This is a genomic window from Streptomyces liliiviolaceus (assembly GCF_018070025.1).
Lineage (GTDB): Bacteria > Actinomycetota > Actinomycetes > Streptomycetales > Streptomycetaceae > Streptomyces > Streptomyces liliiviolaceus.
The window spans coordinates 8291158-8313440 of the sequence record NZ_JAGPYQ010000001.1; the positions used below are offsets into that span (position 1 = coordinate 8291158).

Here is a 22283-nt window from a genome sequence, read left to right on the forward strand (position 1 = left end):
ATGCAGCCGACCAGCATCCGCTTACGGCAGGTCCGTACGGACAGAGGTTGGAGTCAGCCGCGGTTGGTACGTGAGTTGCGGCAGGTCGCTGCTCGACGCGGGCACCAGCTTCCGGCGGACACCAGTGTGAAACGCCGTATCGCAAGCTGGGAGAACGGCCACAGCGTCCCGGACGACTTCTATGGTCCGTTGCTGTGCGAGGTGTTCGGACTCAGCGCCGCCGAACTCGGACTGACCCACGGGAGCGGACGGGATACGTCGCTCATGGATGTCACCTATCCGGCCAGCCCCGACGACGCGATCGAAGCGGTCGGCCAGCTGTGGCGTGCTGATCTCAATCGATACGAGCCGCTTTTGCAGGCTGAGCCGTCCGGGCCCGCGTGGAGCGAAGCGTCCCTCCGGTGGCTGGTTGCACCGGACCCGGCGATTCCCAGGCAGCGCAAGGACGGAATCCGGGTCGGTCTCGGAGACGTGGCAGCGATCAAGACCACCGCGGACATGTTCGCCGAACTGGACGACCGGTTCGGCGGCGACCACGCTCGGCACGCGGCCATCCAGTACCTCAGCACCGAAGTGGTGCCGCTTCTGCGCGGGCAGTACACCGAGCAGGTCGGTCGGGCCTTGTTCTCCACCGTGGCGGAGGCGACGCTCCTCGCCGGTTGGATGTCGTACGACGCCTGCCGTCATGGCTTGGCGCAGCGGTACTTTCTCCAGGCTCTCCGGCTGGCCCAGGACGCCAACGACCGCCGGCTCGCCGGAAGCATCCTGTCGGCCATGAGTCATCAGGCAACGTTCCTCGGTCGCTACACGGAGGCCGCCACGCTCGCTCGGGCTGCGCTCATGGGGATCTCCCCTGTGGCAACCCCGACGCTGCGCGCGCAGTTCCATGCCATGGAGGCTCGTGCCCTCGCTCGAACCGGCGACGTGCGCGCCTGCGAGGCAGCGCTGAACGCGGCCACGAAGGCACTGGAGAGCCGCAACAGCGATGACGAGCCAGAGTGGATCAGCTACTTCGACGAAGCCGAGCTCGCCGCCGAGGCCGCTCACTGCTTCCGTGACGTCGACAGTGCCCGTCAGGCCGTCGCCCACGCGGAGAACGCCATGAGCGGCAGCCACGTACGGAGCGACTTTTTCGCGACCATGGTCCTGGCCGACGCGCACCTACGAGCCGGAGACGTCGAGGAAGCGTGCCGTATGGCGCTGGACGCGCTCGATTTGGGAGAGCAGCTGAAGTCCGCGCGATGCGTCAGTTATCTCGCCGAGTTCCGGCAGAACCTCGTAACGGCTGGCCAGAGCGCCGAGGTGCACATCTTTACCGAGCAAGTCAGAGACCACAGACTGTGGGTCGCTTCCGGCGATCACGCCACTGTCTGAGGACGCTACGAGCGCGCAGACCCGTCGCTCAGAATGCGTTCCACTCGTCTCGTCCCTCCCCCGTGCGGAGAGACCGGACCCGTCGGGCGAACTCCGCGGCGGACCGCTCGTTAGCCGTGACCTGGTGACCGAGCCAGACAACCATCATCAGCTCACGCAGATCAGCCAGCGTCTCGTACCCCGGCCAGTTCATCAGGTCGAAGCCGTAGCGGTGGACGAACTCCGCGTACTCCGCCTTCGAATGCCAGCCGTAACGGTCGTAGTAGATCGCCGTCAGGATCAGGTCCCATTCGCGCGGGGCGAGCGTGAAGCCGTCCAGGTCGATGAAGACCGCGTGACCGTCGCTGTGGCGGAGGAGGTTCCCGATGTTGGCGTCCCCGTGGATCATCCCGAAGGGGAGCACGAAGTCCAGGCGGTCGTAGTCCTTGGCGAGCTTGGCCGCTCGTTCCTCCAAGAACTGCCGATCCTCCCCCGCGACGCCATCCAGTCCTTCGAGGGACGTCGCCAGTTTGGCCAGCGGATCGAAGTACGGCAGGCCCAGCGATTGCGGCTCTTCGAGCCAGTGCAGGCGGCGCAGCAGATCGGCCAGCTCGCCGATGGTGGCGTACTCCACGTTCTCCTGGACGCTCTCCCAGAAGGTCACGACCAGGCCGCCGACAACGAGCGGCTGAGCGATCTGTGCCGGCACTCGTGTGGCCGGGAAGTCCTCCGACTCCAGCCAGCGGGCCGCCTTCACCGCTCGGTCCATCTCCGCCAGGACCGACGGGTCACGCGCGATGCGGACGATGATCGGTAACGACGCCAGGCGGTAGACCGCGTTCGATCCGAGCCGCAGCAACTCGGCGCCGACGGAGTCGAGTCCGGCCGTCGTGCACGCCTCCCGGAGGACGGGCGCCAGACCCTCCGCAGTGAACTCCGTGCCGCCGCCGTCCGGTCCCCCGCCGCTGCCCGAGATCATGCTCCGACGATACGGGCCCGACCGACCGCCTGACAGGTCGCCCGCGTAATAGGGACGTGATGATGTTGCTCAGCATCCGCGCGGGAGGACCCTCCGCCGCTGGTCAGACGCCCTGTCGTCCCCCGTTCTCATCTGGGCTCCGGAGCCGTGTGCGCAGGTTCGAATCCTGCCGGGGGCACACTGTGTAAGTGTGCCCAAGACCCCGCCATCAGCGGTTTTGCTGAGGACGGGGTCTTCGCGTGTCTGGGGGCGTGTGCAGGCGGAGGCCGCCGAAAGCAGGCGTTTGCCAGTGATCACGTTGTAATAGCGTGTTGATCTATCTGCGCGACGCCGCACGTCAGGGGATGTTTTCGCGCCTGCCTAGCGTCGCCGTGCAGGCATGACGAAAGCCCCGGATCTCTCCAGGGCTCACGTCCATCGGTCCTGCGGACCGTTTCACTTTCCGGTGTCGTCCTCCTCCCCCAGGCTCTTCAAGATCCGGTCGTTCATCTCGTGCTCCTGGCCGTCGATGCACTTCGCGTAGATCTTGAGCAGCACGTCGACCGAGTGACCCGCACGAGCGGCCACGTCCGGTGCCGGAACTCCGGAGTTCAGCCACTGCGAGACGCCCGCATGCCGAAGGTCGTACGGCCGGAAGGCGAGCACGGACGAGACCTGTTCCGGCATGAGCGCCAGCTCTCGCGTCTGCTTCCACACGCGCGAGTACGACGACGCGGCTACGACGTAGCCCCGCTCGCTGGCGAAGAGCCGGCCGTCCTTCGCCGTACCGAACTCCTTCAGGTGCTCCCGAAGCAACCGGACGAGGGGTGGCGGTATCGGCACGATGCGCACCTCGCCCTCCGCTCGCTGCTTCAGGCCCCTTCTGTCATGCGCTTCACCGGAGTCCGTCCATGCCTTGCCTGCCGTCGGACGCGTTTCGGCCAGCTCGATACGACCCCAGCCTTTCGCCGGAAGAGTGCAGTCCGAGCGACGGAGACCCAGTGCCTCACCGGGCCGCATGGCCGCGTAGTACAGGCAGCCGAAGAACGCCCGCAGCCGTCGACCACTCGCCCGCTCGTAGCCACCCACGTACGTCACCGCCGCCAGCAGCTCGCGCGCCTGCCGAGGATTGACGACCACTCGGCGGTCAACCTCCTGCACAGGCCGTTTCCCGCGCTTGCGCCGTACTCGGCTCAGCGGGTTCGAGGGCAACAGCTCCAACTCAACTGCGTACTCCAGTGCGTTGAACACCACCGCCCGACGCCGCCGGTACGTCTGCGTAGCCGCAGGTTTGCCGTCCAGCTTCCGCCCGAGACCGTCGATCAGCCCATGTACCCGAACAATCTCCTGCAACTCGGCCACCGGAAGCGACGCCCGCTCGATCCACCGCATTGCGGCCAAGATCTCATCCGGCCGGTCCCTGTCCCGCTGCTTCGCGGATGCCTCCGCCCACCTGGCATCGACGTATCCGACCGTCAACTCCAGGAACGAGAGCGCCGCCTTGCCGCCGCGCAGTGAGTTGGGTAGTCCAGACACCGTGTTGTCGAAGGGCTCTCCCTTGTCTTGTCCACAGCTTGGCGACGCAGCCCGCGACAGCAGCCGAAGTCAACCTCTTCCCCGCACCGTCTCCGCCAAGAGGCCCGTGGTCGTCCAGCCAGGTGGAACCAAGGTCGGTCCGTCCGGCCCATCGAGGCGGATCACAGCATGGAAGTGGACCAGGCCGCTCCGCTGATACTCAGCCGCCTTCGGGACTGACCGACTTCGATCCCCAACCCGCGAAGCGTGAAGTACGGCGCAGATGATCATCAGTATCGATCGGAAGGCTTGCCACTGCTCTGAAACTCCTCGTCCCTGGCACTCCGAAGACTGATCCCTTATGCTGCTAAACCATCCAATGTACGGGCAACCAGAGTCCGGTATGGCGACCTGTAGTACGAGTTGGCAACCGACTTGCAATGGAGAACACCGTCCAAGGAAGTGGTCAACCTGCGCACCTTCTTGGGTAGCCGAGAAACGAACAGCCACGGAGAGCCTTTACACGCGACCGTGGAACAGGCAGCCGAAGTACCGGCAGATCGCCGACCACCTGCGCAACGAATCCTGAACGGTGCTCTCACGGCTGGACAACCGCTGACTCCTGAGGAGCCGTTGACGAAGCACATCAGCGTGACGCGTCCTGCAACCCGTCAAGGCCTCGCAGAGCTACGCGCATCCGGTCTGGTCGAGGCGATCATAAGTCGAGGCACGTTCACCCGTTCGCCTCAGAGCCGTTCGCGCCTCAAGCGCCCGAAGGGCGGACGCCTGGCCGCCGATGGCCGCTACGTGGAAGCCAACGACACCCGTTGGACGAAGACCAAGCCAGCGGTAGCCATCCGCACGAACGCTCCCTTGGCGTTGGCGGATCCGCTCCGCATCCCGCCCGGCAAGCCGATCCTCACGTGTGACGCGTTACAGACCGCCGACCACGGCCACATCACCCAATTCCACCGCACGTACATGCCGTTCTCCTTGTACCTGGGCGGCACCAGGTACAAGGAGAAGGCACCGCGCCAACGCCTATGCTCTACGTGGCACTGGCCGTGTTGGGCAACGAACTTCATTTCACCGAGTACGTCTGCGCCCTCATGCCACTACCAAACCCAGGCCCAGGTCCTCCCGCCGGCCCGGAAGAGGTCCACCTTCCTTGCGAAGATCTTGAACTGCCACTGCGGCTGCCCCCCCACGCCACAAGGCGGCTCGCCTCCGCTTCGGCACGCGCACCGACCAAGCTCCGACTACCGCCCGACCTGAATAATTCAAGCCAGCACTCGCCCCAAGAGCTCCGTCCGAGTGATACAACTTTTCTTGGTGATGAGCAGTGAACGCCCAGGAGGCGAACGTGACAAGCGGACTCGATGATCGCCCCAGCGCAACTATGTTCACGGTGGAGAATCTCGTGAACATGGCCCGGTCGGGAGAAATCCGAATTCCCCACTTCCAGCGCGACTTCCGTTGGCAGCGTCAAGATGTCGTACGGCTCTTCGACAGTATTGTTCGCGGATACCCGGTCGGCTCCCTCTTGCTATGGCGACGACCGGCACCAGCTCAGGTTCTGAAGCTTGGATCATTGGAGATCCAAGCTCCCGCTGTAAGTGCGGCGAGGTGGGTCGTCGATGGGCAGCAACGCATCACAAGCCTTGCCAGCGCACTAATTCCCGACGCGAGCAGGGATCCACGTTTCGCCCTCGCATATAACCTGCGTGACCAGGAGTTTGTGCCTACTCCGGCCGAAGAAGAACCACTCATTGTGCCACTTCCCGTGTTGTTCAACCTGACCCGAGTACTGCAGTGGTTTCAGAAATATCCTGAGACATTGGAGTACGTCGATCGCGCGAACAACATCACACAGACTTTGCGGCAGTTTCAAATCCCAGCATACGAGGTGAGCCAGAATGACGTGAAGGTTCTGCAAGATATCTTCGACCGGATGAATAACTACGGAAAGCGACTAAGCCGGGCTGAGATCTTCTCAGCGCTTTTCGCTGACGATGAAGGTATCAAAAATCGCCTCACGTTCGACAAGATCGCAGAACATCTCGACGAGGATTTGGGATTCGGGACAGTAGACAACGATACCGTTCTCATGGCCATGCTTGCCCGTCGCGGCCCCGACGTAAAAAGGGAAATCCGAAATGAGTTTGGTGGCGAAGAGGGAGGATCACGCGGGAACCATCTCGGGCGCGCCATCATTGATTTTCCCGATGAAGCACGCGACACTGCGTATCAACTCGGCGAGGCAGCAATGCGCCGAGCAATCGCTTTCCTTCAAGAAGAAGCGGGGGTTCCGCATGTCGGCATGCTCCCCTACCGCCATTTGCTCGTAGTCCTCACCCGACTCTTTGCGCACCACCCAAGCCCTGATTCAAGAAGCATCCGCCTACTCCGGCGCTGGTTTTGGCGAGCGGCAGTGGTCGGTCCTGAGGTTTTCAAGGGAAGCACCACCGGAGCAGTGCGGTTCCTGGTTTTTGCCGTTAAACCAAATGACCTCACCGGGTCAATCCAAGAACTGCTAAGCCTTGTTGACTACCCAAAAACACCACCCCCTGATCTGCGACGCTTCCGAAGCAATGAAGCGGCCACGAAGATAGTGCTATGTTCATGGTGGGCGAACATGCCCCGCTCTCTCGATGACGGAAATCCATTCGACCGAGAGGACCTTTCTGAAGTCCTCCTAGATCGGCCTACTGCGCTAGATGCCGTTCGCTACATTGTCCCAAGAAGTACAATCCCGCATGAATACCGCCTCTGGGCAGCCAATAGAGCGTTGGTACCTGTCATGGAAGCCAATGTGGCATCCATCGAGCCACTCGTGACACAGCGCCCCTTGAAGCTCTCCGAGGCTGCTTGGCAGGCCGCCTTGGCATCTCATCTAATCTCTTCAAACATGGCCTCCTTGATTACAGAAGGACGGACAGTCGACTTCCTCAAGGCACGCCAAGCAGAGCTCCAATCGCAATTGACTTCGTTCCTTGAGCGTATGTGTGAGTGGAACTTCGAAAATACACCATCACTCACCTCGCTCTTGGTTGAGGACCTAGCAGAGGATGTTGGACGTGCGTGAAGTGCAGCACGCAGTCTGGCTAAGGAGCCGTCACGTTGGAGTTTTGCACCAACGCGGCGACCACACTCGCTTGACTTTCGACGTATCCTACCGCGACGACCCTGAGCGGCCCGTCTTGGGCCTGTATTTCGAAGAAACTGTTCTGGCGGCACAATCATCAGCACTCAGAATTCCCCCATGGTTTTCGAATCTACTTCCCGAAGGTCGGGTGCGCGATTGGGTCGCGGAAGATCGAGGAGTCTCGGTTGACCGAGAGATGGAGCTCCTCGCCCACGTCGGACGAGATCTCCCTGGAGCCGTACGGATCCTGCCTACAGGGCTTCAGCCCGGCGGAGACTCGATTACTTGGGAACACTCGGACAACCAGGAACTACTCCACCAACTGTCAGACTCGGAGAGCCATCCCGGGTGGAGGATTTCTCTTGCCGGCGTGCAACTGAAGTTCGCCATGCTTTCCAAGGATGACCGCCTGACCATTCCAGGGTTTGGAGAAGGAAGCGACTGGATTGTCAAGTTGCCTGACAGACAGTTCAGCATGCTGCCACAAAATGAGTTCGCGATGATGACACTGGCACGCAAGGCCGGAGTTGACGTTCCCGATATCAAGTTGGTACATCGCGATCAGTTGTCGGGGCTTCCATCTAATGTATGGCCTGGAGAGGAAGAGCTGGCCTACGCTGTCAAAAGATTTGACCGAGGGCCTAACCGAGAACTAATTCACATTGAGGACCTCGCTCAGGTCAGAAATTTCTATCCTCGCGACAAGTATCGTGGAAACTTCGAAACTATCGCATCACTGACCTACAGACAGCACGACATTCGCGCGTTGCGAGAATTTGCTCGCAGAATGACCTTTATTATTCTTACGAGTAACGGCGACGCACACCTGAAGAATTGGTCATTGATCTATCGCGACGAACGCATTCCAACACTTTCTCCAGCTTACGATTTGGTATCGACAGACATCTACAGGGCCGGTGATGACCAGGAGGATCTGGGGCTCAAATTTGGCGGGAGCAAGCACTTTGATCGTGTCTCCCTAGCAACTTTCCGGAGGTTGGAAAGCCGCCTGAATGCTACCGGGGCAAACCTGACCGACTTCGTTAAGGAGACGGTAGAACTAGTTAGAGAAAATTGGCCTGTCGTGGCAGAATCTCTAACGCTCCCACGAGGTTTGACACAGTATCTTGGTAGAACAATCGAAGCACGCAGCAAAACACTGCTGAAATCTTGACTGATTGGCCTTCGGGACTTATTCAGGATAACGTCACAATGCCACAGCCCTGTTAGGGAATGCGGCAAGCCTCAGCCGATCACCCAGTTCAGCACTAGAATCGACAAAAGTCGCGGCTCCCCCTGACCCCTCTTGATTTCGGGGATGAGGTCGAGCCCTGCCTGAAGCGCGTCGTCAACTCGGGTTCGCTGTAGGCGCGGATGCTGCCGGCGTCCGTCTTGATGACGTCGGCGAATGGGTGGAGGTCCGTTGTCGTGGCAGTATCCATGGCGCGGGCGCGATCAGCCTCGAAGCTCTCGGCGTAAAGCCCCCGTCCGTCCCGCAGCTCGGCGCGGATGTCGGCCACAGTCCCGAGGTGCGGAAGTGATCCGTGCGGTGGCTCGGCGTGCTGCGCACTCATGAGTCCTCTTCGGGCCTGGTACTCGCTTATGGCCGTAGTAGTGGTCATGGGGCGGTCACGAGCTGGATGACCTCACACTCATACATCCGCTGAGTCCTCCTTGCGTTGCCGGACGGTCAGGAGTTCGGTTGCCTGCACGCGTAGCACCAGGCCCTCGTCCAGGCTCAGCACTACCGCGAGGTCATCGCCGCCATAGTGTTCGCGTCGGTGCGCTGACGACCACGCGCCACTCACCCCGCACCTTCACCAGCTGGTCCGGGCGCACCATGGCCGCCGCGGTCTCCCGTTCGACGGGCTCGGCGACGATGTCCGGCGCCTTCAACTCGGCCCATACCGTTTTTCCGGGACCGGCCTCGTGTTCCTCGACGCCCCAGCGGTGAGCCAGCGCCTCCACCAGGAGTAGCCCGCGCCCGCCGGTTTCGTCGTCGCTGGGCGTGCGCACTTCGGGCCGACCCTCGCACTCGTCGCTGACCTCCAGTCTCAGCAGGCCGTCCGCCGTTGATCTCGCGATCCGGACGCCGACCTGTCGGTCGCTCGGTGCGTGGGCTCGCAGCGCGTTGGTCACCAGCTCGGAGAGCAGCAACTCCGCGACGTCCAGCACGTCTTGGCCGACTCCCCATGCACCGAGCACGGCGTGTGCCAGCGCTCGCGTTCTAGGGACGCTGCGACGACAGTGGGGCAGCTGGAAGGTGACTTCGTTCGAGGCTGGGCTCCCTGTCATGGCACTCCCTGATGATCGGTGGGCGGCGATCTCGTCCCCGCGCTGCGGCAGCAGTTGCTGGTTCACCGAGGCAGGCATTCCGCAGCATATGTATTGGCGCAACGTTGCATGGAGCTTGTTAGTCTCGCTTCACCCCTTCGAGTAACTTCGCGGACTGACCGCCTGGCCTCTGGTAGGAGTCGCCCCATGCCTACTGTCAAACCGTCCACCGTGCTCGGACGCCAACTCGGCGACGAACTGCGCAAGTTCCGTGAGGCCTCGGGCGTGTCCATGGCGGACGCAGCGGAGCTTCTCGACTGCACCAAGGGAAAGATCAGCCGGATGGAGAACGGGCACGTTCCCGTCCGCGCTCCGGATCTGAACGCACTCATGCAGGCGTACCAAGTCCAGGACCTTGAGGCTCGCGCGCGTCTCAGCGCCATGGCGCAACGCGCCAACCGGCGTCGCCGTGAGGGATGGTGGCACCCCTACGACGCAGTTCTAGGAGATTCGTACAGGGATCAGATCGAACTGGAAGCCATTTGCGACAGCGTCCGAACATACGAGGTGCAACTGATCCCCGGACTGCTTCAGACCGCTGCCTACGGGCGGGCGGTGACAGTCGCCTCGCGGGCTTGGCAGACGCCTGAGGAGATCGACCAGTTCGTCGAGGTCCGGCTCGCCCGGCAGCGACGGCTCACCGACGAGGACCCCATGTCGCTCTGGGCGGTGCTGTCCGAAGGAGTCCTGCGCCAGCATGTGGGCGGCCCGGCGGTGATGCGTGCGCAACTGGAGCACCTTGTCGCCATGGCGGAGCAGCCCAACATCACCGTCCAGGTTCTGCCGTTCGCGCGTGGCGCCCACTCGGGTATGTTCGGCCCCTATCTGCTGCTGAGCTTCCCTCAGGTGACGTCGCTCGACCTTGTATTGACGGAGACCCCGACCGGCAACATCTGGGTGGAGCGCGAACCGGCAGTCGCCCATTACCGCACCCTCTTCGACGACGCCCGCACCACAGCGCTGCCTCCCACGGAATCGCGCACGCTGATCCGCCGCATCGCCAAGGAGTATCAAGCATGAGCCAGGACCACCACATACAGCCCGTACCCGTACCCGTACTCGCCGAAGCCGTATGGCGTGCCAGTAGCTACAGCGGCGGCCAAGGCAACTGCGTCGAGGTCGCCGGCAACCTCACCCCCCTCATACCCGTCCGCGACAGCAAGCGCCCCACCGGCCCTGTACTCGCCTTCTCCCGCAACGCCTGGACCACCTTCCTCGATCACCTGCGCTGAACCGGCGGTGGCTGCAGGACCGGCGGTGTCTGGATGTTCGGTCGACCCAAATCCACCCGAGTGCAAAATTTACCTAGCGCAATGATTGCCTTGTGCTTCTCGTACGTACCTCCTGGCGACCGGGTCGTTCAGCTCAGGAGGCAGCATGCGTGTCACGCAACGCACCGCAGGGACCGTATTCGTGATCGGTGGGCTGGGCGTGACGCTTGCCGCGCTCGCCTATCCGGCTCTCGTCGGGGTGGAGACCACCACGACCAGCCAGGACCGGATCATCGCCAACACCCGGTACGGGCCCCTGACCGAGGCCGATCGCGATTTTGTCGTCAAGGTGCGGGCCGCGGGGCTCTGGGAGCATCCGCTGGGGCTGATGGCCATGGAGCGCGGGACCACGCCCGCCATGAAGGAGGCCGGGAAGCATCTCGTCGCCGGGCACTCCGGGCTCGACGAGATGTGTCGGAAGATCGCGCCCGAGCTGGGCGTCACCCTGCCCAACCAGGCCAGCCCGCAGCAACAGCAGTTCGTGGCCACCGTGGACGGGAGCACCGGGCAGCAGTTCGACACGACCGCCGTCAACATCATGCGCGTCACGCACGGGCAGATCTTCCCCGTCATCGCGAAGATCCGTGCCAACACCAAGAACACCATGGTCCGTGAGCTCGCCGACCTGGCCAACGACACCGTCCTCGACCACATCACGGTGTTGGAGAAGACCGACCTCGTCAACTACGACCAGGTCAACTTCCAGCAGACCAGCCCGCCCAAGCTCCCCAAGGCCGAGTTGACCCCGCCCGCCCCGCAGCCCGGTTCGCCCGTCCTCGTCCTCAACAGGCCGGAGGGGTTGGATGTGAATACGACCTCGCCGACACCCACCCCGACTCCGACGCCCGCCGTGGGATGAGCGACAGCCGGCTATCCGTCGTGGCCCGTCTGCGGGTCCACCCAGCCCAGCGGGTGCGGCACACCGTCCTCCGCGTCGCCCACGTCCGGGACCGGGGGCTCACCGCCCGCCTCGTTGAAGGCGGTCAACGCCTCGACTATCGCCGTCCGTTGGGCCGGGGTGAGGCGTTCCACGATCGTGGCGATCTCCGCGCGCCGGCGGGCCGTGACGTCCTCGACCGTGCGCCGCCCCTCCTCCGTGAGCCGGAGCAGGGTCTCGCGGCGGTTGCCGGGGTTGGTCTGCCGGTCGGCGAGTCCGGCGGTGATGAGCCGGTCGACCATGCGCATGGCCGTGGACGGCGCGACCTGGAGCAGCTCGGCGAGCGTGACCAGCTTGGTGGCGCCGCGCGTGGACAGCACGACCAGCATCCGGACCTGCGGCAGGGTCACCCGTTCCTCGACCTCGGCGAGCGAACGGGCCGAGACCGCGACCAGTACGCGCGAGGCGGTCAGCACCGCCCGGGTCACCGCGTCGACGTCGTCATCGACGCCCACATCGGTGGCGCCCGCATCGGTGACGCCCACATCGGTGACGCCCGCGCCGGCAATGGCCCCGCCGGCGGCAGCCGTGTTCTCCACCGCCACTTCACTTACGTCTACGTCGTCCATGACGTCCAGGTCCTCCGTGACGTCGACGTCATCTGTGGCTCCGACAGGGGTCTCGTGCTCCGGCATGTGTCCTTTCTATCCCGCCGAAGTGCCTGCCCACTCACCTGATCCACACAGATTTTCCTCGTCCGTGACCCGTGTAAGCACGCAACGGCTCAACGACTGAATGGCTCAACGGGTCGGCGCCGGGCCCGTACTTCTGCGCACGATCAGTTCGACCGGCACCACCCGGCCCAGTTCCGGCTCCGGCGGCCCGTCCAGTTGGGACAGGAGCAGCCGCAGGGAACGCGTACCGATCTCGGGGAAGTCGGTACGGACCGTCGTCAGCGGGGGAAGCAGATGCGCGGCCTCGGGGATGTCGTCGTACCCGACCACACTCACGTCGTCCGGCACCCGGCGGCCCGACTCGTGCAGGGCGCGGAGCACGCCGAGCGCCATCTGGTCGTTGGAGGCGAAGATCGCGGTGACGTCGGGGTCGTCGGCCAGCCTGCGGCCCAGTTCGTAGCCCGAGTCGGCACTCCAGTCGCCGACGAGGGGTTCGTGGACCGCCGCCCCCGCCGCCTTCAGCGTGGCCCGCCACGCCTCCACCCTGCGGTCCGCCGACAGCCAGCCCGTGGGGCCCGCGATGTGCCGGACCGTCGCGTGGCCGAAGTCCAGCAGGTGCTCGGTCGCCTTGCGGGCGCCCGCCCGGTTGTCGGCCGTGACGAAGGACGCGTCCTTGCCGAGGTCGTTCTCCAGGACCATCAGCGGGGTGTCGAGCCGCGCCTCCGCCAGCGCCCTGCCCACCCAGCGCTGCGGGGCGATGGCGATCACACCGTCCGCGCCCTCGGCCGACAGGGTGTCCACGGCCCGTACGACGGTGGCCCGGTCCGCCGTGTCGAGCGCGATGGAGCTGACCAGGTAACCCGCGTCCTGGGCCGCGCTGTTGATCGCCGTCAGGATGGAGGCCGGGCCGTAACGGGCCGCGTCGAAGGAGATCACGCCCAGCATGCGGGTACGGCCGCTGGCCAGCGAGCGCGCGCTGCGGCTCGGGCGGTAGCCGAGGGTCCGCATGGCCGTCAGGACCACCTCACGGGTCTCGGGACGAACGGCCGGGTTGTCGTTCAGTACCCGGGACACCGTCTGCTTGGAGACACCGGCCAGCCGCGCCACGTCGTCCATCACCGGCCGCGCCCCCGCGAAGTTGCGCCGGCTGCGCCCCTTGGGGGGACCGGTCGGCACATCGTCACCGGCACTTCGGGTCATTGCGGGTGATGCCCTTCGAGGTACGGAGACGGAGGTAGGGGGACGACAGAGGTAGAGGTAACGGAGGTAGAGGTAGAGGGACGGAAGGTACAGGTCCGTCCGGCGGTCGGGGGCCCGCCCGGTCGGCCCAGGATAGGCCGCCGGGCGGGAGGGCGGCCCGGCAGCCCGGCCCCGCCCCGCTCTACCCGGCCTCCCTCACCTCCCCCGCCTCACCGATCGCCCACGTACGGGTCATCACCCACTCGACCCGCCCGACCGTCGCCGCGGCCGCCTCCGCTGCGGACACGTCCGCCACGTACACCCGCGCCTCCGTCGCCCTCGGCAGCACCCGCAGCCGCAGGCCCTCCCCCCGGAGGTCGAACGCCGGAAGCCGGTCGAGGGCGATGTCCCAGGCCCGCCCCGCGTGGAACTGGTCCGCCACGAGCCTGTCGCCCACGTACGCGCGGGCCACGTCACCGGACCAGTGGACGCGCAGCAGGGTTCCGGTGAGCGGGAGTCCGTCGGGGACAGAGATGGCGTACTCGGCGGCGGTCGTGTCGTAGTGCTCGTCGGCGGGGGCACTCGCCCGGCCCTGCACGCCGGTCACGGGTTCGGGCGCCGGCCCGGCGGCACGCACCAGCTCGGCCCGCCCGACGCGCAGTCCGCCTCCCCCGCTCTCTCCCCCGAACCGCGGGTCCCGGCCGTCCCCCGTCAGGTGATACCGCGTGAACACCCCGTCCTCCGACTCCCGCACGCTCCCGCCCGTGACGACCGGCGGCCGTCCCGGCGCCGGCAGTACGGCCAGCGAAACGTCACCGGCCGGGCTGTGCACCCGTACCTCGCCCTCCCCGCCCCGCGCATGCTCGTCGAAGACGACACCGGCACCTGTACAGGCATCTGCACCTGCCGCGCAGAGCACCAGCCGCTCCGCTCCCCAGGCGACCCCCTTGTAGGCGGTACGGGCCGTCCTCGCGTCCAGGACCAGGAGGCCGACCCGTTCGCCGTCCGCCGTGTCCACCTCCACCAGAGCGTCGGTGCCGGGCCGCAGCCCCGTGACCAGCACGCGGTCGTCGAGGGTGACGCTCTGCCCGAAGGGCGTCCGAACCGACCTCAACGTACGCGCGGCCAGGGCGAGTTCGACAGGGATGCCGTCCGCGGCCGCCAGCACCAGGACCGTACGGCCGTCGGCGTCGACCGTGCACACCGGCTGCGCCGTCGCCCAGTCCAGCCGCAGGCCTGCCACGTCCAGGCGCAGCGGCCAGCAGAAGTACGCGCCCGTCGGGACCGTGACCGGTGTGCTCGGGAGGGTGAGCGCGGGTCCCGCCGGGAACTCGACGGTGAACGAGGTGTCCGGGTGGTCCGGCAACTCCTCATGCGGCTGGTGGTTGTTGACGAAGAGGAAGCCGGAGTCCTCCGAGGCCCGGACCGCCCAGCGCAGGGTGTCCCGGTCGTCCCGCCCCGTCGGCTGCCGTGCCGGCAGGAAGGACTCCATCGGTGCGATCAGGCCGCCGAAGTCTCCCAACAGCAGGTGCTGCAGGCGCAGTTCGTCGTACGAGGGCCGGTACTGGCCGTACTCCCCGAGCGGGGCCTGGAAGTCGTACGTGCGGACGGGGAGGTCGTTGGGGTAGCCCGTCGCGTGGGACTCCTGGAGGGTCGTCAGCTCGCCCGCGGGATTCGTACCGCCGTGGAACATGTAGTAGCCCTGCCACACGGAACCGCAGCCGATCTTCGTGAGGCCGAGCGCTCCGACGTCGGCGGCGCCGACCCGGGGGCGGCGGTGGTACGAGACCGCCATGCCGCCGCCCAACTCGCAGGTGGCCCAGGGGAATCGACTCTCCGTGGCCGTCGGTTCGGTACCGCGTACCGTCGTCGTCGGGCGCAGATCGGCGCCGATGCCCTCGTCGTCGCGCTGGTGGGTGAAGAAGAAGTGGGTGCGGCAGGTGTCGGGCCAGCCGCCGTCGGCCTCGGTCCAGAAGGTCTCGGGGTAGCCGCCGTACAGCGGGAGCAGTTCGTCGGGCGGGAGTCGCACGCCTCCCCACGCCGTCGACGTCCACAGCGGGGCGCTCAGCCCGGCCGCCTGCGCCATGCGTTTCAGCGTGAGCAGGTGGCCCGGCCGGTCGTACAGCTCGTTCTCGATCTGGATCGCGACGACGGGGCCGCCGTGCGCGCGGTCGAGTCCGCTCAGCTGCGCCGCGACGGCCTCGTACCAGGTGCGTACGGGTGCCAGGTACGCCGGATCGTCGGTGCGCGGGGTGCAGGCCCCGGCGAGAAGCCAGTCGGGTAAGCCGCCGTTGCGGACCTCCGCGTGGGACCAGGGGCCGATGCGCGGGACGAAGTCCAGGCCGTGGCGGGCGCAGAGGCCGGCGAAGCGCCGCAGGTTCCGGTCGCCGTCGAAGCGGATCCGGCCCTCGACCTCCTCGTGGTGGATCCAGATGACGTAGCTGGCGACGGCCGTCACCCCGCCCGCCTTCATCTTCAGCAGCTCCTCCTCCCACTCCGCCGCCGGGTAGCGGGTGTAGTGGAACTCGCCGGAGACCGGGAACCAGGGGCGCCCGCCGCGGGTGAGGAAGCGGCTGGTGACCTCGATCGGGTCGGGGACTCCGGGGGCGTCGGCGAAAGGGAGGTGGCCGGTGAGGGGTGGCGCGGCCGGCGTGGACACCTTCAGGCGGAGCGGCGGCATCACGGGTTCACCGGGCCGAGGTCGGGGGTGTCGGTGAGGTGGACGCGCGGTTCGGTCGTGGCCTGCAGTTCCAGCAGGACGACGTCGTTGGTGCCGGGGCGCAGGACGGGCGCGGGCACGTACAGCGTGCGCTGCGGGCCGCGATTCCAGTAGCGGCCGAGGTGGAAGCCGTTGATCCAGGCCTGGCCCTTGGTCCAGCCGGGCAGGGAGAGGAAGGTGTCGGCGGGCGCCCCGACCTCGAACGTGCCGCGGTGGAAGGCGGGTCCGGCGTCGGACGGCGAATCGACGGCCGGAGCGAAGGGAACCGCACCCACCGTGTCCAGGGCCAGGGGGTGGCAGTCCCAGCCGTGCAGGGCGGTGCCGTCGAAGGTGACGGGTCCGAGCAGTCCCTTGGGCGCGCCGATGCGCGGTCCGTAGTTGACCCCGCCCATGTTCTCGACGAGCACGTCCAGCGTGGCACCGGCCCGCGGAACGCGCACGGGCAGGGCCTCTTCGTGCCGTTCCCGTTCCAGTACGCCGACGGGGGCGCCGTCCACGAAGACCTGGGCGCGGTCACCGACCCCGCCCGCGAAGCGCAGGACACCGTCGCCGCCCGCGGGAACCGTGGTGCGGTAGAGGACGTACCCGGCCCGCAGTCCCAGCTCCTCCATGGTCACCGGACCGGCGTCGACGCGTACCGGCTTGGCGAGGACGCTCGCATGCGGCAGCAGCGACGCGCGATCATCCAACTCGACGACGATGGGCGGCAGTTTGGGACCCGGCGCCGGGGCGGGCTCGTCGGGGACCGGGGCGTGACGGGAGATGACCTCGCGGAAGGCGTGGTACTTCGGACCCGGGTCGCCGGACTCGGTGAGGGCCGCGTCGTAGTCGTACGAGGTCACGATGGGCGCGTACGCGTGGTCGTGGTTGGCGCCGTTCGTGAAGCCGAAGTTGGTGCCGCCGTGGAACATGTAGATGTTGACCGAGGCGCCCGCGGAGAGGAGCCGGTCGAGGTCGGCGGCGGCGTCGGCCGCGTCGCGCACATGGTGCGGTTCGCCCCAGTGGTCGAACCAGCCGATCCAGAACTCCGCGCACATCAGCGGCCCTTCGGGCTGATGCGCGCGCAACTGATCGAGGGACTCGGTGATCCGGCTGCCGAAGGTGCCGGTCGTGAGGACGCCGGGGAGGCTACCGGCCGCCAGGTGCTCCGGGTCGGCCTGGTCGCAGGTGAACAGCAGCTCCTCGACGCCCCGGGCACGGAAGGACGCGGCGAGGTGTTCCAGATACGCGCGGTCGTCGCCGTACGCCCCGTACTCGTTCTCCACCTGGACGGCGATCACCGGGCCGCCGTTCGCGGCCAGCCGGGGCAGGAGCGGGGGCAGCAGCAGGTCGAGATAGCGGTCGAGCGCGTCGGTGAAGCGAGGGTCGCTGGTACGCAGCCGGATGTCGGTGTCCGTGGTGAGCCAGGAGGGCAGGCCGCCGCCGTCCCACTCGGCGCAGATGTACGGGCCCGGGCGCAGCAGGACGTGCAGGCCTTCGTCCTGGGCCAGCCGCAGATAGCGGGGCAGGTCGAGGATGCCGTCGAGGACGAGGGTGCCGGGTTCGGGCTGGTGGAGGTTCCACGGGACGTACGTCTCCACCGTGTTGAGGCCCATCAGCCGGGCCTTGCGGAGCCGGTCGGCCCACTGGTCGGGGTGGATGCGGAAGTAGTGCATGGCACCGGAGATGATCCGGAACGGCTCTCCATGGAGCCGGAATTCGTCGGAGGACGTACTCAGAACAGTCATCAGGATGCTGCTTCCCTTCGGCTCGGACGGGGGATCGGTACGGGGACTGGGTCAGTGGTCGATGTGGCGGCTTCGGTGGCCGATGCGACGGCGGCTTCAGCGATCGATGGGGTGGAGGTCCTCAGCGGCCGGCCGTCGCCGGGCGCGTGGCGCGGACCAGCCAGAGCGTGGCGGCCAGGCACAGGGCCGAGACCGCGCCCAGCAGGAGCGGGACGGCACGGACCCCGGACCACTCGATGGCCTTGCCGAGCGCGGGTCCGGCGACGACTCCGCCGGCCATGGACGCGGCGATGACCAGCGCGCCGGCTCTGCGGGCCCGCGGGGCGGCCCGGTTGAGCCAGGGCAGGCCGGTGGGGAAGATCGGCGCGATGAACAGGCCGACTCCCGCGTACGCATAGGGGGCGAGGCCCGGGATCGTGGCCAGCAGCAGGCAGACCGTCATGCCGGCGCACGAGACGATGACGATCGACTGGGCGGAGTGGCGCAGCGCGAGCGGTGCCGCGAGGAAGCGGCCGACGGTCATCATCAGCCAGTACACGGAGGTGGCGGTGGCCGCGGCCCCGGCGCCGTACCCGACCGCCTCCAGGTGGGTGGGCTCCCAGCCGCCGACGCCCGCCTCGATGCCCACGTGCAGCACGTACAGGGTGACGAACATGGCGAGCACCGACCCCAGACTGCGGCCGAGAACGGACGGCCCACCGGGCGCTCGCTCCCCCTCCCCCGGCTGCGGCGCATGCTCGCGCACACCCCTGAGGCACAGCAGCAGCGGCAGATTGACGACGGCGAAGACGAGGAAGACGACCGGATAGTGCTCGGCGCCGACCGCGCCGATCACGGCCGGTCCGAGGATCGCGCCCACGCCGAAGTGCGCGTTGAGGATGTTGAGCATGGCGGTCGAACGGTGGCCGAAGCCGACGGCGAACAGCTGGTTGAGCCCGTAGTCGACACCGCCGAAACCGAGCCCCGCGAGCAGGGCCGAGGCCAGCGCGACGGGCCAGTCCGGCGCGAGCGCGAAGCCTGCCGCGCCGAGGGCCATCAGCAGGTACGAGGCCCCGAGGATCTGCCGGTTGCCGAGCCGGCCGTACAGCCGGTCGAAGAGCAGCACTCCGGCGACGCCGCCGACGAAGTGCGCGCTCAGCGCGAGCCCGGCGGCCGAGGGCGACAGCCCGAACTCCTCGCGCAGGGCGGGGATCGAGGGCCCGTACAGCGCCTGGAGCGCGCCGATGAGCACGAACCCGCCGCAGGAGGCGACGACGGCCGCGGCGCTGAACACGGGCACGTCGTCACGGCTTGTGTCGTCACTCACGCGGTCACTCACGTGGTCGCTCACGCGGACTCCAGTCGGCGGTTGACGGCCCGCGTCCGCGCGGGCGACGAGCCGACCGGGGCGTCGGCGATGGCGCTGCGGCAACTATGATGTTACCGGTAACTCACAGCCGTCAAGATCTCCGCTCGGGATGCCGCGAGGGAGGAGACGGGCGCCGGACGCGGGCCCTCGGTCAGGACAGGGCTCGGCGCAGGGCGGCGTGGAGGTGGGCCGGGTCCGTCCAGTGGCGGGTCCTGGTCGGTGGCACGCGCCAGTGCAGACCGGGGGCGTACGTGCGGTGCCGGGGCGGGACGGCCACGTGGGAGCCCTGGCCGAGGATGCGGGCCGGGGGGACGTCCCAGGTGGCGGCCTCGCCCGGCGGGACTAGCCAGTACAGGACGCCGCCGTAGCCGTCCTCGATCACCGCTCCCGTGCGTGGGCCCAGATGATCGAGGATGCGCATGCCCGTGGCCAGTGGGACCCGGACCGCGTCCCACCACTGGCCGGCCGGGAGTGTCCGCACCTCCGGGTGCAACGGTCGCAGCCACTTCGGCGCATCACTGCTCGGCATGGTTCGGCCGCCTCCACGTCTCGCCCGGGATCATGACAATAGAACGAACCGGCGGCCTCGCTTGCCAGTACGGCTGGGGAACTTGTCGGTGTGCGCGTGCTCGTCGACGTGGGCGGTGGCCTTGCGTAACGGGAGGGGCCCGTGCCCGGGTGGCCGCGAGGGCGGCCGGGTGTTCGTTCATACGTGCGGGTCGTACGTGGCTGGTCGCGCAGTTCCCCGCGCCCCTGGGGGGTGGGGGTGGCCCCGTGCCTGCATGTGACCGTCGGACGTGGCTGAGCGCGCAGTTCCCCGCGCCCCTAGGGGGTGGGGGTGGCCCCGTGCTTGCATGTGGCCGTCGTGCGTGGCTGAGCGCGCCGTTCCCCGCGCCCCTAGGGAGTGGGGGTGGCCCCGTGCCTGTATGTGACCGTCGTACGGGGCTCAGCACCGTTCCTCGCGGCCCTTGTATGTGACCGTTGTGCGTGGCTTGGGGTGGGCGCTGATGGGGCGTGAGGGGGTGGTTCGGGATGTGTGGGCGGCGCGGCAAGGTGCGTTCACTTGTCGGCTCGGGAGCGCCGACCACATGTCCCGGACCACCCCCGCCCCCACCCGCGGCGCCAGGCGCGTCTTTAGGGGCGCGGGGAACTGCGCGACCAGCCACGTGCGGTCCGCAGCCGAAGGGAGACGTCCGGTCAGGCTGATGCCGTCTTTCGAGGGGAGGTCTTTTTGGGTGGGGGAGCGTCCGACGACTTCTTGCTCGCCGCGGACTTCGTGGTCGCCTTCTTCGTCGGGGTCTTCTTCTTGGTCGACGCCGGCTTCGCAGCGCTCGCGGCCGTCTTCTTCGCCGCCCTCTTGCGAAGGGGCTTCACCTGGGCCCCGTCAGAACCGGCGTCCTCGCCCCGCGCACCCCGCGCCTGCCGCACGCTGTTCTCCAGTGCGGACATCAGGTCGATGACCTTGCCGCCGGACTTCTCCGCGGAGGGCGCGGACGGCGCCGCCTCCCCGGACGCCTTCGCCGCGATCAGTTCCTCCACCGCCTCGCGGTAGTCGTCGCGCAACTCCGCGAGATCGACCTCCCCGAGCGTGTCCATCAGCGCGTCGGCCAGGTCGAGTTCCTTGTCCCGGACGGTGACACCCGCGTCCGGGGCGACGTCCTCGGGCGCGCGGATCTCGTCAGGCCACAGCAGCCCGTGCATGGCGATGACGTCGTCGACGACCCGCAGCATGCCCAGCCGCTCCCGCCCGCGCAGCGCGAACTTCGCGATGGCGACCTTCTGGCTGCGCTTCAGCGCCTCCCGCAGCAGGGTGTACGGCTTGGCCGCCGGCACCCCGTTCGCCGACAGGTAGTACGCCGTGTCCATCTGGAGCGGGTCGATCCGGTCGGCCGGCACGAAGGCCACGATCTCGATCGTCCGGGCGGTCGGGAGCGGCAGGGAGGCAAGGTCCTCGTCCGTGATGGGGATCATCGTGCCGTCCGCGTCCTCGTACGCCTTACCGATCTCGGACGACGTCACCTCGCGGTCCTCCGCCTCGCACACCTTGCGGTAGCGGATGCGGCCGCCGTCCTCGGTGTGGATCTGGCGGAAGGAGATCGAGTGGTTCTCCGTGGCGTTCATCAGCTTGATCGGGATGCTGACCAGGCCGAAGGAGATGGCACCGTTCCATATGGATCTCACGTCCGACACCCTTCAGGTCGCTGTCATCCGTACCCCGGCCCCGGCCCCGCTCCCACCCCCGCACACCCGTTTTCGTACGAATACGTGGGATTGTCATCCTATGACGCCAATCACTGAGGTGGCCGGGCGAAAGGTGACCCTGAGCAACCTGGACAAGGTGCTCCACCCGGCGACGGGCTTCACCAAGGGTGAGCTGCTGCACTACTACGCGACGGCGGCGGAGGCGTTCCTCCCCCATCTCCGCGACCGTCCGGTCTCCCTGCTGCGCTATCCGGACGGGCCGGACGGCCAGGTCTTCTTCACCAAGAACGTCCCGCCCGGTACGCCCGACTGGGTCGCCACCACGGAGGTTCCCCGTTCGGAGGGGCCGGCCCGGATGGTCCTGGTCCAGGATCTGCCGTCCCTGATGTGGGCGGCGAACCTGGTCACCGAGTTCCACACCCCGCAGTGGCGGGCGCGGACCCCTGATGTCGCCGACCGGCTGGTCCTCGACCTGGATCCCGGCGCGCCGGCCACGATCGTGGAGTGCTGCCGGGTCGCCGTATGGCTGCGCGACCGGCTGGCGGCGGACGGTCTGACGGCGTACGCGAAGACGTCCGGCTCCAAGGGGCTGCATCTGCTGGCCGCTCTGGAGCCAGCGCCGTCCGCCGAGGTGTCCGCCTACGCCAGGGTGCTCGCGGTGGAGGCGGAGGCCGGGCTGCCCGGTCTGGTCGTCCACCGGATGAACCGCAGTCTGCGGCCCGGCAAGGTCTTCGTCGACTTCAGTCAGAACGCTGCCCGCAAGACGACCGCCGCGCCGTACACGCTCCGGGCCCGGGCGGCGCCCGCGGTCTCCGCCCCCGTCACCTGGGGCGAGGTCGAGTCCTGCGCCGGTCCGTCCGAACTGGCCTTCGTGGCCGGGGACATCGCGGGGCGTCTCGATCGCCATGGGGATCTGTTGGCGCCGTTGCTGGACGCGGGCCGGGCGGGACCGCTCCCCTGACACTCGTCCGCGGGCCGGTG

The 22283-nt window shown here is 67.2% G+C and carries 18 protein-coding genes and 1 pseudogene; 7 read left to right on the plus strand and 12 right to left on the minus strand.

The window, feature by feature from the left end:
- Window positions 1-126: 126 nt before the first annotated feature.
- Complete coding sequence (locus tag J8N05_RS35135; RefSeq protein WP_210889815.1) at window positions 127-1374, plus strand: hypothetical protein; 1248 nt, start codon at window positions 127-129, stop codon at window positions 1372-1374.
- Window positions 1375-1402: 28 nt separating this feature from the next.
- Here J8N05_RS35135 and J8N05_RS35140 read toward each other — a convergent pair whose 3' ends face one another.
- From J8N05_RS35140 to J8N05_RS47650, 3 genes and pseudogenes are all read right to left on the minus strand, one after another.
- Window positions 1403-2332 (minus strand): phosphotransferase family protein, encoded by a 930-nt coding sequence (locus J8N05_RS35140; RefSeq protein ID WP_210889816.1) that lies wholly within the window; start codon window positions 2330-2332, stop codon window positions 1403-1405.
- Between the two features lie 435 nt (window positions 2333-2767).
- Window positions 2768-3874: pseudogene (locus tag J8N05_RS35145) on the minus strand (tyrosine-type recombinase/integrase); the annotation flags it as partial.
- Between the two features lie 42 nt (window positions 3875-3916).
- Entirely contained in the window at window positions 3917-4117 is a 201-nt protein-coding gene (locus tag J8N05_RS47650) for a replication initiator (RefSeq protein ID WP_407699957.1), read from the minus strand.
- 1072 nt (window positions 4118-5189) lie between these two features.
- Between J8N05_RS47650 and J8N05_RS35155 the strand changes: the two genes are divergently transcribed.
- A complete protein-coding gene (locus tag J8N05_RS35155; protein ID WP_210889817.1) occupies window positions 5190-6911 on the plus strand; it encodes a GmrSD restriction endonuclease domain-containing protein in 1722 nt (573 codons plus the stop codon).
- The gene (locus J8N05_RS47655) at window positions 6895-8145 is read left to right on the plus strand and encodes a type II toxin-antitoxin system HipA family toxin (RefSeq protein ID WP_407699958.1); all 1251 of its coding nucleotides are present in this window, start codon (window positions 6895-6897) and stop codon (window positions 8143-8145) included. The genes J8N05_RS35155 and J8N05_RS47655 overlap by 17 nt, the downstream gene beginning before the upstream one ends.
- Window positions 8146-8239: 94 nt before the next feature.
- Here J8N05_RS47655 and J8N05_RS35165 read toward each other — a convergent pair whose 3' ends face one another.
- A complete protein-coding gene (locus tag J8N05_RS35165; RefSeq protein WP_210889819.1) occupies window positions 8240-8545 on the minus strand; it encodes a hypothetical protein in 306 nt (101 codons plus the stop codon).
- 181 nt (window positions 8546-8726) lie between these two features.
- Window positions 8727-9344 (minus strand): ATP-binding protein, encoded by a 618-nt coding sequence (locus tag J8N05_RS35170; RefSeq protein WP_308286956.1) that lies wholly within the window; start codon window positions 9342-9344, stop codon window positions 8727-8729.
- Window positions 9345-9452: 108 nt separating this feature from the next.
- Between J8N05_RS35170 and J8N05_RS35175 the strand changes: the two genes are divergently transcribed.
- The 3 genes from J8N05_RS35175 (at window position 9453) to J8N05_RS35185 (ending at window position 11435) form a co-directional block, all read left to right on the plus strand.
- Complete coding sequence (locus tag J8N05_RS35175; protein WP_210889820.1) at window positions 9453-10325, plus strand: helix-turn-helix domain-containing protein; 873 nt, start codon at window positions 9453-9455, stop codon at window positions 10323-10325.
- Window positions 10322-10537: a DUF397 domain-containing protein gene (locus tag J8N05_RS35180; protein WP_210889821.1), complete on the plus strand. Its 216-nt coding sequence runs from the start codon at window positions 10322-10324 to the stop codon at window positions 10535-10537. Before J8N05_RS35175 ends, J8N05_RS35180 begins: the two co-directional genes overlap by 4 nt.
- Before the next feature lie 145 nt (window positions 10538-10682).
- Window positions 10683-11435, plus strand: a complete 753-nt coding sequence (locus J8N05_RS35185; RefSeq protein ID WP_210889822.1) for a DUF4142 domain-containing protein — start codon at window positions 10683-10685, stop codon at window positions 11433-11435.
- 11 nt (window positions 11436-11446) lie between these two features.
- Here the strand turns inward: J8N05_RS35185 and J8N05_RS35190 are convergent, their stop codons facing one another.
- The 7 genes from J8N05_RS35190 to ku form a co-directional block, all read right to left on the minus strand.
- Entirely contained in the window at window positions 11447-11968 is a 522-nt protein-coding gene (locus tag J8N05_RS35190) for a MarR family winged helix-turn-helix transcriptional regulator (RefSeq protein ID WP_247706817.1), read from the minus strand.
- 285 nt (window positions 11969-12253) lie between these two features.
- Window positions 12254-13327, minus strand: coding sequence for a LacI family DNA-binding transcriptional regulator (locus J8N05_RS35195; protein ID WP_210889823.1), 1074 nt, complete (start codon window positions 13325-13327; stop codon window positions 12254-12256).
- Window positions 13328-13508: 181 nt separating this feature from the next.
- Window positions 13509-15986 (minus strand): beta-galactosidase, encoded by a 2478-nt coding sequence (locus J8N05_RS35200; RefSeq protein ID WP_210890584.1) that lies wholly within the window; start codon window positions 15984-15986, stop codon window positions 13509-13511.
- The gene (locus J8N05_RS35205; protein ID WP_210889824.1) at window positions 15986-17752 is read right to left on the minus strand and encodes a beta-galactosidase; all 1767 of its coding nucleotides are present in this window, start codon (window positions 17750-17752) and stop codon (window positions 15986-15988) included. Before J8N05_RS35205 ends, J8N05_RS35200 begins: the two co-directional genes overlap by 1 nt.
- Window positions 17753-17873: 121 nt before the next feature.
- Window positions 17874-19058, minus strand: a complete 1185-nt coding sequence (locus tag J8N05_RS35210) for an MFS transporter (RefSeq protein WP_247706630.1) — start codon at window positions 19056-19058, stop codon at window positions 17874-17876.
- Window positions 19059-19251: 193 nt separating this feature from the next.
- Window positions 19252-19629, minus strand: a complete 378-nt coding sequence (locus J8N05_RS35215; protein WP_210889825.1) for a hypothetical protein — start codon at window positions 19627-19629, stop codon at window positions 19252-19254.
- A 668-nt stretch (window positions 19630-20297) separates the two neighbouring features.
- On the minus strand, window positions 20298-21281 hold the full coding sequence (ku, locus tag J8N05_RS35220) for a non-homologous end joining protein Ku (RefSeq protein WP_210889826.1): 984 nt from the start codon (window positions 21279-21281) through the stop codon (window positions 20298-20300).
- Window positions 21282-21381: 100 nt separating this feature from the next.
- Between ku and ligD the strand changes: the two genes are divergently transcribed.
- Complete coding sequence (gene ligD, locus J8N05_RS35225; protein WP_210889827.1) at window positions 21382-22263, plus strand: non-homologous end-joining DNA ligase; 882 nt, start codon at window positions 21382-21384, stop codon at window positions 22261-22263.
- The last annotated feature ends 20 nt before the right edge of the window (window positions 22264-22283 follow it).

Coding starts and splice junctions, on each gene's coding strand:
- J8N05_RS35140 (WP_210889816.1), bottom strand. CDS start 2,332: ATGATCTCGGGCAGCGGCGGGGGACCGGACGGCGGCGGCACGGAGTTC.
- J8N05_RS47650 (WP_407699957.1), bottom strand. CDS start 4,117: ATGATCATCTGCGCCGTACTTCACGCTTCGCGGGTTGGGGATCGAAGT.
- J8N05_RS47655 (WP_407699958.1), top strand. CDS start 6,895: ATGTTGGACGTGCGTGAAGTGCAGCACGCAGTCTGGCTAAGGAGCCGT.
- J8N05_RS35165 (WP_210889819.1), bottom strand. CDS start 8,545: ATGAGTGCGCAGCACGCCGAGCCACCGCACGGATCACTTCCGCACCTC.
- J8N05_RS35170 (WP_308286956.1), bottom strand. CDS start 9,344: ATGCCTGCCTCGGTGAACCAGCAACTGCTGCCGCAGCGCGGGGACGAG.
- J8N05_RS35175 (WP_210889820.1), top strand. CDS start 9,453: ATGCCTACTGTCAAACCGTCCACCGTGCTCGGACGCCAACTCGGCGAC.
- J8N05_RS35180 (WP_210889821.1), top strand. CDS start 10,322: ATGAGCCAGGACCACCACATACAGCCCGTACCCGTACCCGTACTCGCC.
- J8N05_RS35185 (WP_210889822.1), top strand. CDS start 10,683: ATGCGTGTCACGCAACGCACCGCAGGGACCGTATTCGTGATCGGTGGG.
- J8N05_RS35195 (WP_210889823.1), bottom strand. CDS start 13,327: ATGACCCGAAGTGCCGGTGACGATGTGCCGACCGGTCCCCCCAAGGGG.
- J8N05_RS35200 (WP_210890584.1), bottom strand. CDS start 15,986: ATGCCGCCGCTCCGCCTGAAGGTGTCCACGCCGGCCGCGCCACCCCTC.
- J8N05_RS35205 (WP_210889824.1), bottom strand. CDS start 17,752: ATGACTGTTCTGAGTACGTCCTCCGACGAATTCCGGCTCCATGGAGAG.
- J8N05_RS35215 (WP_210889825.1), bottom strand. CDS start 19,629: ATGCCGAGCAGTGATGCGCCGAAGTGGCTGCGACCGTTGCACCCGGAG.
- ligD (WP_210889827.1), top strand. CDS start 21,382: ATGACGCCAATCACTGAGGTGGCCGGGCGAAAGGTGACCCTGAGCAAC.